The following is a 12,272-nucleotide window of genomic DNA, read 5'->3' as shown; positions in this document are numbered from 1 at the left end:
TTAAAGATGCAAAAAGAATATAAATTATGATGTGAGTTTTATGGTAAAAATCGTAAAGCTCTTAGACAAATAAAAAAATACCAGTCATCTGATGAAAACAGTGAATTTTATCAAGATATTAAAATAAACGAAGGAGTTTTCGTCGCTCAAACTGGTTATGGATACAATAAATTCAATGAAGCCACAATCAGGGGCTTAGCACACTCATATGCCAATTTCCTTAAATCTAAATATGATTCCACACAACCAATAAGAATTTTGCTAGCTTCTGATGGAAGTGATGCTCAATTCAGCCGCTTAATCAACGAATTCGGTCAAGTCTTGATGGCTTCAAATATCAAGGTTTACTTATTTGAAAAATCTGCTCATGTTTCAAAAGACTTTGCCTTTTACGTGATGCAAAAAACAAAAGACTTGCATAATCTAGTTTTCTTCAGTGATTTTAGTCAGTCACACAAAACAAAAGCACTGTACTTCTTTGATGAAAGATTAAGACGTTTTTTTGACGAAGATATCAATGAAATTTACAATTACTACTTACAAAATGTAAACATATTCTTAACACCAAGTCTTTTAGATGATTTCTTTTATCTAAAAGTAGATATGTTAATGGAAGAATATGTAAGTGAAATTCTTAAATTACAAATTAGACCTTTTGACAAAAAAGAACTAAAAATCAAACTAGTAAATAATCCTGCTTCACAATTAGCTGTGCAAAAAATACTAGGTAAGATGGACTATAGTTATTCTTACTTGAAAACTAAAAAAACTCATAAAAATGCAACTTTAATTTTCAATAAAGATTTTTTAAAATTCAAAAAATCCAATTATAAGCATGATAACTTTTTGTTTGTTTTTAATCCTGAAATAAAAGTTTTAAATGTTTATCAAAGGAAATTTCTGCTCCTTTATAAGAAAATAAATCCTAATGACTTGATTATGGCTTATTTAGATTTTGTCGGAAGTCAAATGAAACAAAATCAAAAGAGTTTACGTTATGAAGAAATTTACATTAGTCCTTTTTTAAGAAACAATATCTATAAATTGGACGAAAAATATTATGGTAACATTCACAAAAAAATATTTTTAGATAAAAGAGATTTCTTATTGATTAGAGCACAATATTTCATGAGCTTCGATGAAGATGGTGCAATGTATGTAAAAAAACCTTTAATGAGTGAAAACAATGCTGTAATGTTCTTTGTTACTATGATTGAAATGCTTAACTATTTCAAAAGTCAAAATAAGAGCATTAAACAGGTTTTTAAAGAACAAAACAAACTATATGGTAATGAAATAGTGGACATTTTCAGAGTGCCCATTAATAGAAAGTTTGTAAAAGATTTTCTTGAAATATTAGTGCAACTTAAAAAAATTGCTAATCGTTATATTTTTAATCAAATACCTATGAAAGATTATCGTTCATATGAAAATCAATATGTGTATAAAGTAGTGTTTGATAATAGTGAATGACTAGGAATAAAATTTGACAAGAATGAAGACGAATTAGTATTCTATAATCAAGTTTTGAAAAATAAAAAGGATATTGCACAAACTAAAAAGTTCTTTAAGAAAGTAATTTCACTTTTAAACAAGAAAGATAAAAAAAATATTTCCGTTTCACTTTCTAAAGTACTGAGTTCGAAAAATGGCTAATAATGCCATTTTTTTTAATGTTTTTTAGTCACATTAGATAAAAGTGAACTTTTACTGATTGTTAGCACTCAAGAAAATGTTTTTTTTGCTAAAAAAGTAAAAAACTTCTATGGCAAAAGTTTCAAAGAATAAAAAAAAAAAAAAAAAAACAAGGGCATTAAGTGTCCTTGTGAAGTGCCTAAATTATAGACTTGCCATGTGTTTTAGTGTTCTAACGAATTGAGAAACAAAACTTTGCTCGTTGTCGTATCAAGCAAAAACTTTGTATAATCTTTTTCCCTCATGTTCTACAAATGTAGTCAATTTTGAGTCGAAAACTGAACCATAAGTTGTTCCGATAATATCACTTGAAACTAGCTCGTCTTCTGTATATAGTAACGAATCTGAAGAAGCGTTTTTAATTGCTTGATTAATTTCTTCAACACTTGGTTGTTTTTCAAGTTCTACAGTTAGATCAATAATTGATCCAGTAATTGTTGGAACACGTAATGATGTACCATCTAATTTTCCGCTTAGTGTAGGAATAACTTTTCCAATTGCTTTTGCAGCACCTGTTGTAGTAGGAACCATGTTTTGAGCTGCTGCACGAGCACGACGTAAGTCACGGTGAGGAGCATCTTGTAGATTTTGATCAGCTGTGTAAGCATGAACTGTTGTCATGAATCCTTTAACGATTCCGAATTCTTTTTCAAGTACATTCGCAACTGGTGCTAAACAGTTAGTTGTACATGAACCCGCTGAAACAATAACATCGTCTTTAGTTAAAATTTCTTCATTTACTGAGTAAACTACTGTTTTTACTGATTTTGAATTCTTTGCAGGGGCAGTAATTAGAACTTTTTTAGCTCCTGCTTGTAGATGTAGTGATGAACCTTCTTCAGTAACAAAACGCCCAGTCCCTTCAATAACAATGTCAACATTTAAGTCTTTTCAAGGTAATTGTGAAGGATCTTTTTCTGCAAAAACTGGGAATTTTTTACCATCAACAACAAGCATATTATCTTCTGCTTTAACGTCGTGTTTAAAAGCACGGTGTGCTGTATCGTACTTTAATAGGTGTGCTAGTGTTGCTGCATCTGTTAAATCATTAATAGCAACAACTTCTAAATTTGGGTCATTATAGATTTCACGGAACACTAATCTTCCGATTCTTCCGAAACCATTTATAGCTATTTTTTTAGGTTGCATATTTCTCCTTATTATTTAACTTAATTATAAAAAAATTAACCCCTTATGTCAAATAAAAAATGTTCGTTTGGGGACATAAAAATGGTTAAAAAGCTTTGTTTGAACGCTTTGGTTTAATAACCTTGAATCCGTTGTCGATTATTAGTTTCAAGTTGCGAATTATCTTGGAATTCTGTGTGTCTTCGACACTGGATTTTTTGGTTATTAGCGACAATTTTCCATCAAAATAATCATCCGAAGCAGTAATAAAAGTACTTTTTTCATAAGTTACACGGATTCTTAAAATGTAACTTATGAATGAGTTAACATATCAGTCTGGTTTTGAACCTGAGCCAAAATCACTAATGTATAAATTATCTACTTCGCTCAGTAGATCTGTCAGTGTTCTTCTTTCTTCATTGCTTGATTTTGAGTAAAAAAGATACAAATCGTTGTAGTCTAACAGTGCTACACTGTGTCCTTTGCTTGCCTCTTGATAAGCTAGAAATTTCAGAACTGTCAAAGAGCGAAAAATGTTGTAATCTACTAAATAAAGCGAATAAGCTGGTAAAGAATACTTTGGAGATACTACTTTTTTGAGTAAATCTAAGTCTTTTGTTCAATATGAATTAGTATCGCAAATAATCGATTCTAAATCGTCCATCATTCTTTTACCTTCACGCGAAGATTTTTTTAATTTTTTGTCAATTATTGAATCAAGGTCACGCTCTAAAGGGGTTATTGCGGTTAGTCAAAACTTGTCGCGCATTAAAGCACTTTTGTATCAACTTTCTTTTGAAAAATCACGATCAAGAGAATTGTTAGCGTTTAAAATCGGACTTCAATTTGGCAATTTATTATGCGTTTTAAAATAGCTATAATAATCGAAGAGAACTGTTTCACCGTTTTTAATTTGTCAGTCAGTCAGTTTAAGTTTTTTGATTACTTTTTTGATTATTTCACTATTAAAAACCTCTTGACGGTAAGCGTCAAGACGGCTTTTGCTATGCTGAGTATCAGAAACTGACAATTGAGATAAGTTTCTTACTTGTTTTAATTCAGACATAAATTAATCCTCAAAACCTAATTCTGCTCAGTTTAGAACTGATTCTTCTTCTTTAAAGCTTTTTCTTACTAAATATTGTGTGTCAATTTGAGTATTAGTTGAAATTTTATATGAAAGTGCTCTTTGTAATTCGTTTTCAACATCAATATCTGACTTGATATTTTTATTTGCGTAATCACGAGCAATTTTTTCAATGTATTGGCAAACAATACTTTTATTAATTTTCATTGAATAATCAATGAATAAATTTATTGCATTAAAAGTAAAACCTAAGTCTGAAAGTTTTGAAACCATATTAATTTGCGAAGGACTAGGTTCTAAATTGGTTAAATGCTTGATGTAATCACGTGGCGACAATCTCTTTTCATTTTCTAAATCATCTAAATCAATTTGTTGGGTTGCGCGAAGATCATGATTATTTGAAACAAAAACTCCTAGTTCTTCATTAGCAAAAACTTCAGTGAACTTTTTAGTTTTGTTAGCATAATCTGATCTTGAATAATTATTAATTGCGTTGTGTTTAAGAATTTTGTCAAATCTTTGTTGTCCGATTTTAGCGATTAATGATTTGCTAATAATGCTATTTGAAAATGTCTTCACATCCATTGGTTTACGAATTTCAATTAGCCCACTATTGTATAAATCTGATTCAAAATAATTAATTAAGCCAACAGCTTCTAATTTTTCTTTTGCTTGTATTAATTCTTGTGAACTTATATTTAATAAATAAGCGAGTTCTTTTTGACTAATACGAACTCTTGCTGATTGTAAAAGAGTTGCTTCATCAATTAAAGCACAATAAAAACTCGAAGCTTCAACACCAATAATAGGTAGATATAACAGCCTTACAATTTCAAAATCTTTTTGATCTACTACTAAATTTTTTTCAATGTAAAAACTGTCATATTTCATGATTTTGTCCTGCCTTTTTATATTAATATTGTTTTAACTTTTGACCCTTCATCGCTGAAGGGTAACAATATTTTAAAAAGCAGCAAAATAAATTTCCATAAGATTGTCAAAAAACCTTTTTGTAGTAACTTTTTTACACTTGATATTGACAACATTTTTCTCAAAAAAGCCCTTATTTAAAGTATCAATCACCGCTTTTTGAGATTTATTTACATTTCTTTTTTGTAAATTTTTTTGTCTATATTTTTCGTCCATTTCAATTCTGACTATTTTGTCAAAAAGTCCCACAAAATTTCCATTAGGAGAGTACAAATTTGGCACCTCTGCGAAGTCATAATAATTGAATTTTAAGTGTTCTTCAATCAAGGGGTAAATAAGCTTTTCAACCTCATTTATAAAGTTTGGATCTTCAATAAGCCTTGCTCTCAAGGCATTTTTGTCAACCCCTTCATTATTTATGTATAAATTACCCCATTTTTCTTGCATTTTTTTATAACCTAAACCACCTTTTTTATAGAGATTTTTCACGTAAATATCAGCATTAAAAGTTCTAAAACCCTTCGCTTCCAGAATGTTGAGAATTGTCGTTTTTCCCACACCACTTTTTCCAATAATCGCGATCATTAGTTTGACTCCAAATCTTTCAGGCGGTGATAAATTTGTTTAAGTTCTAATTCTTCTAAAATTTCATGTGCTTTAGGAGAAATACGCAAGTCCAAAAATTCAGCCTCTAATTTTTTAAAATCAATTGGAACATCATCACGAAGCTGGGTAAGGAATTTGTTTTTGAAAACTAATTCTTTATCTTCAATGAATTTAGTTTTCATTTTGGCATCTAAATTTTCGATATTACTGTAAATGTTTTCAACTGATTCATATTTTTCTAACAGCTTACATGCAGTTTTAGGTCCTACACCTTTGATTCCTTTAATGTTATCGCTCGAATCACCAACTATTGCTTTATAATCAGTGACTTGTCAAGGATTGAATCCATAAGTTTCATAAAAATTCTTATTATTTATAACAACTAAATCACGGTTTTTTGGCTTCAAAATTGCTACCGATTTGTCGATTAATTGATTTAAGTCCTGGTCTGCTGAAAAAATTAGCACATAATTTTCGTTTTTTGTCTGGTTTGTAATTGTAGCAACAATATCATCAGCCTCAAAGCCTAAATATTCAAACGTAGGAATGTTAAGGTTGGTTAAAAGTTCTTTAATTAATACAAGCTGAGTGTAAAAATCTTCAGGAGCTTTTGGTCTTTGTCCTTTATATTCTGAATATTCTTCATGGCGAAAAGTTTTTCCATAGGCATCGAAACAAAAGTAAATGTGGTCAGGTTGATACAAATTGTTTAATTTAAAAACAGTATTGAAAAAGCCAACTAAAGCATTAGTTTTAATTCCTGTTGATGTTTCTAATCTTTGATTTGAATACAATGTTCCATAATATGACTTAAACATCAAATATGTCCCATCAACAACAATAATTCTTTTATTCTTCACGATGTTTCTCCTCTCATTTTCCAAGAACTCAATCACCATTCATTTTCTTTGTTAAAGTTGCATAAATGACTTTATTTTTAGCATTAACTATGTCAGATTCTTTTCAAATTCTTACATCAATTGTCGCACTAGAGTCTAATAATACAACATGTGTATACGGTTTATTGGTTTTAGTTATTTTTACTACTGCATCTTTGACATAAGCAGCGACAACATGTTGAGTTCCCCGATGAATGTCTATTATTTTACAATTTTTATTTTCATAGCCAATAGTTGGACTAACATTATAGGTTCTTCCTAAATAAGTAATTTCATTAATCATTTCTTGGTCAATATCTTGCTTGTAGTGTAACAAGTTAATATTCCAATCAATTTTGTCCCAAAAGACTTTTTTGTTTCTGGCATCAAAGGCATTCGCAATTTCAAACTTTAACTCACTACTATTTTCTAGATTATTTAAAATCATTGTTTGATTGCCGAAATCTCTAAAAACTCCAGCTTTAACCAAAAGTTTGATTTTTTCTTCACCGATTCCTGCTTCTCTTAGACACAAAATGGCTTCCAATAAGTTTTTGAATTCGCCTCTTTCTTGTCTTTTTAGGATAATGTCGCGTTCAGTTACCTTACCTAAACCTTTAATCATGGCAAAAGGAAGATAAATGGCATTTTTTTCACGATCAATTACTGAAATGTTTGAACTATGATTTAAAGAAGGGCTATAAATTCTTATTCCTAAGTCTTGTGCTTCGAGACAATATTTATTCATATCCTCTAAGGAATTAATGCTTGAAGAGATAATAGCTGAGTAAAATTCCAGCGGAAAATGAGCTTTTAAATAAGCCATACGATAACTTATCAGTGAATAACTAACAGCATGAGATTTGTTAAAACCATATCCTGCAAATTTCTCAATATCTTTAAAAATGTCAAGTGCAAATTGTTCGCTATAGCCATTTTGGACTGATTTTTCTACAAAAATAGCTTTAAATTCTTCAAATTCTTCAATCTTTTTCTTTGAGATTGCTCTACGCAATAAATCTGCCTCAGCATAATCCATGTTTGAAATTTTTTGCACCAGTTGCAAAATTTGTTCTTGATAAATCATTATTCCGTAAGTAGAAGCCATAATTTCGTCATAAACTGGATCTTTTTTCTTAATAATTTCAAGACCATTTTTTCTTTTTGCATAAAGATCTATATATTGTGCAGTGCCTGGTCTGAAAAGTGAAATGATAGCCGCTATATCATTGAAATGATCAACCTTAACTTTCAATAATGTTGAACGCATACCAGGGCTTTCAAGTTGAAAAATTCCGGCAGTTCTTGCCTCCGAAAGAAGTCGGAATGTTTCTTTGTCATTAACATCAATTTTATTAATGTCAAAGTCAGGATTAATTTTTCAAACTTGCATCAAAATTTCATTAATGATTGTCAATGTTCTTAAACCTAAAATATCAATTTTCAGTAGTCCGAAATCTTCTAGATAATCCATTGAAAGTTGTGTTTGTAGGTGATCTTGACTATCAAGCATTACTGGTATTTTATTTGCAACTTTGTCCTGGCTAATGACAATTCCAGCTGCGTGAGTACCACTTTGACGATAAAAACCTTGAATTTGACATGCTTCTTCATATGCTTCCATCAAGTCATTATTGCCTGTTTGATTGTTAATATATTTGTTAAGTTCAGTTCGAAAGCTGAAGCTTTCGTCATAAGCTTCTTGCAATGTAATTGCTGTGGAAGGAATTTTTCTTGCTAATGAATCAATTTGTGGAATAGGGACTGAATAACTTCTTGCAACATCACGCATTGATGATTTAACTCCAAGTGTTGAGAAAGTTACAATAGTAGCAACATTTTCGGTTCCATATTTTCTAATTAAATAATCAATTAGTTCTTGTCTTTTATCATCTTGAACGTCTATATCAATATCGGGCAACGAAATTCTTTTTGGATTCAAAAAACGTTCAAAAAGTAAACCGTATTCAATGGGGTCCATTTGAGTTATATCCATTAAATATGAAATCAATGATCCAGCAGCCGAACCTCTTCCGGGTCCTGTTGAAATATTATTTTCTTTAGCTCATTTAATAAAATCTCAAATAATCAAAAAGTAGTCGCAATAACCTAATGATTCGATGACATCTAGTTCATATTTGATTCTGGCTTTGTATGTGTTGTAAAGTGATTGTTTACCTTTCAATTTTCAATCTATATTTTCAAGAATTATCTTCTTTAAATATTCAGTACTTGAAACATTGTCGGGATTTGGATAGACTGGCATTTTGAATTTACTGTGCTCAATTTTAACAACCAATTGTTTGGCAAGATTGTTAGTTTTCTCAATTAATTGAGCCATTCTTGGGCTCGGATTTTCAAAACTTGTGTATATTCCGGTGGCTAATTTATTTTCGTGCTCTTGTGTTTTAATTCAATTTAAAGTTGAAAGGGTTTTAGATTCGAAACTGTCAAAACATCGGTTTTCATTAACTAATAAAAAATTGTTTTTGTCAAAATCGATATCAATTTTTTCTGCTAGATCCGCGGTTAGTCCAGTATAAAAATTTTCTTTTTTCAGTAAGACTGAGTTATTTGACACAAAAAAACCTTTAGTTGGGTGGTCAATAATGATAATGTTTTTAGCTTTTAGAATTTGTTCTAAATCTACTTTATGGTTTTTGAAAAAGTCAAAATTGATTGCAAATAATTCTTGCAATCCTAAAAAGTTTTTTGCTAATAAAATAAAACGATAAACAGTTGATTCGATTGTTACATCTAAATCAATCCCGTAAATTGTGTTAATACCCAATTTGTGAGCTTTAGTGCAAAAACTTGCATAACTTAGCATGTTGTTGTGCTCTGTTACTGCAACAGTATCCAATTCGTTTTCTTGAGCTCATTGAAGCAATTTGTCTAGTTCGATTGTTGATTCTAAAAAAGAAAAAGTTGTGTTCGTATGAAGATTAATTAGTTTCATTTAAAGTATTTTTGAACTTGAAAATCGATACTGTTTCAACTGCTTCTTGTTCAAGTTGGGCAAGTAATGGCAATTCTTGTTCCACTCTAAGAACGTCTTTTAGTTGCGGTTTGGTCACTGGTTCTTTTGGCGCAAAAAGTTCGCAAGTTTCGCATGCTTTTTGATTACTAATTTCAAGTGTGTGAATTTCTTGAGCAATTTTAATTGTTTCCAGTTTATCAAAAGTTAGTAATGGGCGAAAAATAGGCATATTTGTTACTTCATTAATTACAGCCATGCTTTCCAATGTTTGACTAGCAACTTGAGCTATATTTTCTCCATTTGAAAGTGATAGGTAATTATATTTGTTGGCAATTTGTGAAGCAATACGATAGAAACTACGACGCATCAATGTAATTTTGTACTTTTGTTGGCTTATAAGTGCAATATAGTTCATCATTTTTGTGTAATTTACTTGAAATAAAGTTGCATGACTTTGGAATTTTGTGAGTTGTTGAATGATTTCTTCTACTTTACGTGTTGTATTTTCATCCGTGTGCGGCGGAGTAATAAAGTTTAAATAATCAACAACAAGACCACGTTTTTGTAACAAGTTGGCAGCAACAGGAGAATCAATCCCGCCACTTATCAAGTGCAACGTTTTTCCAGTTATACCAACTGGCATTCCACCTCTTGTTTGATGTCAATTTGAAAAAACATAACAATTATCCCCTCTTAACTCAAGAAAAATAGTTAAATCAGGATTGTACATTGCTACTTTTTTATTTTCAGTGTTTTTTAACACAAAACCACCTATTTTTTGACTCACTTCACTTGAAGTTAATGGATAGTTTTTGTTTGAACGCTTGGTATCCACTTTGAAAGTTTCAAAGTTTTTGTCCTTTAACTCTTCTAAAATCGCTTGCTGAATAGATTCAAAATCGTTAGCAGTGATAGTTATAACACTATAGCTTGAAAGACCAAAAATATATGCTAGGTTTTCAATGTTTTTCTGGCTATATTCTAAATATCCCCTGTCAAACTTACAAACCACTTCACCTTCCATGATATTTTCTAAATTTTGACGTAACTTTTTAATAAAACTTTCTCTGTTTTTACCTTTTAGTGTTAATTCACCATAACGTAGTAAGATTTTCTTTTCCATTAGTTTTCTCCTTTTGCTAAGAATTCTTTGATTGTTTCTAAAGCTTTAACATACTTTCCTGAATTGTTTTCAACTGTTGCAACGTTTAGCATTGCTGCAATATTTTCTTTATGAGATCGATATCTATTTAGGTGATTACTAATCACATAGAAAACATCATTAGCATCCTTTGTTACTAAATTTTCAACATCTAATCCATTAACCAGAAGTTCAAAAAGGTCTATTTCGTTTTTAAGTTGATCAAAATTCACTAAATTTTGTTCTAATGCATTCTGAATTCTATTTTGTTGTTTATAGACTGCTTCGAGATAAAAGTTACGCTGTGGATTCATTACTATTTCACTGCTTTGTCACTCGAATGATAATTGCATCACCTTTTTTTCTAAATCACTGAATGTATTTAAAATTTGTTTTAGTTGTTCTAATTCATTATCAATTTCTAATAAAAGCCTGTCTGCTTGATCTAATTTCTTTAAAAATTCTTCTAGTCTTTTAAAACGAAGAGTAGAAGAAATTGTTTTATCAGACAGTAGAAAATCTATTGCTTCGTAGAAATTAGTTTTCATGATTTGATTTATTTTTTTGATTTTGGTGTGTGAGAAATTTGAATCTAACTTATAAACTTTTATATCTTCTTGTAGTGTAAAAAAACGTTTATTTAACTCTGATATTGTTTGGTTTATTTGTTCTAAACTAAAACTTTGTTCTTCGAAATAGTTACGTGCAGAATTTTCAAAATTAAGAATAGCTGAAAACTCTGACATGAGTAAGAAATTATCTTTTAGTAATGTTTGAATTCTTTCACGATTTGCTACATAATCTTGTTGACTAAAAAGCTTTTCTATCTCTTTATTTTTTGCTCTTATTGCATAAATTTTTTTTTCTAATTTTTGCTCCTGATACAATTTTTCAAATACATCGTAGTTTTGCATAATGTATGTTAATCTTCGCTCATCATATGTTCGAATCTTCGTGTTGTAAAAATCTAAGCTTTTTTTACCTTCACCAACTATTAGACATAAGTTTTGAACTATAGAATTTAATTTTTCAAGTTTGAAATTATTTTGTTGTTCTACATTATTTAAATGCTTGTCTTCTGAAAAATATGAAACTTCTTTTTTTCATTTTTTAGCAAGTAATTCTAGTTCTGCCTTAAAAAACGTAAGTTTATCGCTTTGTTGGACTATTATTGAAGAAATTTCTGAGTTAGCATACAGTACTTTTTGGTATCTTGTTAATACCAATTGCGTCTCTGATGTTTTTTCTTTTGTGTAGTGTGTCAGTCTTTTGCTTAAAACTTTTATTTCACGAATCATTTTTTTCAGTTCTTTTGACTCATCGTGAATTTTTTTGAAATTTTTTATTCTTTCTTTGAAAATCTTATTTGCATTCTTGTTGATCAAAATTAAAACTTTTGTCATATTAAAAGAAATTTTGTCTTTAAGTGAAACAAACTGGTAGAAATTTCTTAAAAAGACTTCATAAGTTTTTTCATATTTTTGGCTGCTTTTTGAGTATGTTTCTAGCATTTCATTTGTCTTCGAGTGTTTAGCATTGATGTCGCTAAGCCATTTTTTTTGCTTTTGAAAATATTGATTTAGATAAACCTGAAAGTAAAAATAAACATAAACAGCTATTGCCATAACAAGAGCTGCAAAAGATAAAATTAAAAGAAAAACTATAAAAATTTTTAACGTTGTCTGATTGTCCATACTCATTTTATTAAATTTTATAACAGCAAACAAGTTATAAAAGAAAAACGGGGAAATAATAGTAAATATAGTATTTAATTGATTTAAATAAATTAGTGTACAATATATAAAGCATTGATACAGCAATAAAGCA

Annotated in this window: 9 protein-coding genes; 1 reads left to right on the top strand and 8 read right to left on the bottom strand. The window is 29.7% G+C overall.

Annotation, left to right across the window (positions count from 1 at the left end; genetic code table 4):
- The first annotated feature begins 6 nt into the window (after window positions 1-6).
- Window positions 7-1,656 carry a hypothetical protein gene (locus tag ACWXVT_RS01050; protein ID WP_438341406.1) on the top strand — a complete coding sequence of 550 codons (1,650 nt, stop codon included), beginning with the start codon at window positions 7-9 and terminating at the stop codon, window positions 1,654-1,656.
- A gap of 183 nt (window positions 1,657-1,839) precedes the next feature.
- Here the strand turns inward: ACWXVT_RS01050 and gap are convergent, their stop codons facing one another.
- From gap to ACWXVT_RS01010, 8 genes are all read right to left on the bottom strand, one after another.
- Window positions 1,840-2,844, bottom strand: a complete 1,005-nt coding sequence (gap, locus tag ACWXVT_RS01045) for a type I glyceraldehyde-3-phosphate dehydrogenase (RefSeq protein ID WP_438341407.1) — start codon at window positions 2,842-2,844, stop codon at window positions 1,840-1,842.
- A gap of 85 nt (window positions 2,845-2,929) precedes the next feature.
- Window positions 2,930-3,889 carry a hypothetical protein gene (locus ACWXVT_RS01040; RefSeq protein ID WP_438341408.1) on the bottom strand — a complete coding sequence of 320 codons (960 nt, stop codon included), beginning with the start codon at window positions 3,887-3,889 and terminating at the stop codon, window positions 2,930-2,932.
- Window positions 3,890-3,892: 3 nt separating this feature from the next.
- A complete protein-coding gene (locus tag ACWXVT_RS01035) occupies window positions 3,893-4,801 on the bottom strand; it encodes a DnaD domain protein (RefSeq protein WP_438341409.1) in 909 nt (302 codons plus the stop codon).
- A 72-nt stretch (window positions 4,802-4,873) separates the two neighbouring features.
- Window positions 4,874-5,425 carry a dephospho-CoA kinase gene (coaE, locus tag ACWXVT_RS01030; protein WP_438341410.1) on the bottom strand — a complete coding sequence of 184 codons (552 nt, stop codon included), beginning with the start codon at window positions 5,423-5,425 and terminating at the stop codon, window positions 4,874-4,876.
- Window positions 5,425-6,306, bottom strand: coding sequence for a 5'-3' exonuclease (locus ACWXVT_RS01025; RefSeq protein WP_455967709.1), 882 nt, complete (start codon window positions 6,304-6,306; stop codon window positions 5,425-5,427). Before ACWXVT_RS01025 ends, coaE begins: the two co-directional genes overlap by 1 nt.
- Window positions 6,296-9,283 (bottom strand): DNA polymerase III subunit alpha, encoded by a 2,988-nt coding sequence (dnaE, locus tag ACWXVT_RS01020; RefSeq protein WP_455967708.1) that lies wholly within the window; start codon window positions 9,281-9,283, stop codon window positions 6,296-6,298. Before dnaE ends, ACWXVT_RS01025 begins: the two co-directional genes overlap by 11 nt.
- Entirely contained in the window at window positions 9,270-10,427 is a 1,158-nt protein-coding gene (gene thiI / locus ACWXVT_RS01015; protein WP_455967706.1) for a tRNA uracil 4-sulfurtransferase ThiI, read from the bottom strand. The genes dnaE and thiI overlap by 14 nt, the downstream gene beginning before the upstream one ends.
- The gene (locus tag ACWXVT_RS01010; protein WP_438341414.1) at window positions 10,427-12,139 is read right to left on the bottom strand and encodes a hypothetical protein; all 1,713 of its coding nucleotides are present in this window, start codon (window positions 12,137-12,139) and stop codon (window positions 10,427-10,429) included. The genes thiI and ACWXVT_RS01010 overlap by 1 nt, the downstream gene beginning before the upstream one ends.
- Between the last annotated feature and the right edge of the window lie 133 nt (window positions 12,140-12,272).

The sequence above is a fragment of the Mycoplasma sp. 1573 genome (genome assembly GCF_053851775.1).
Note: the sequence above shows the minus strand (reverse complement) of the source record. Positions and strands in the feature narration are given on the sequence as shown.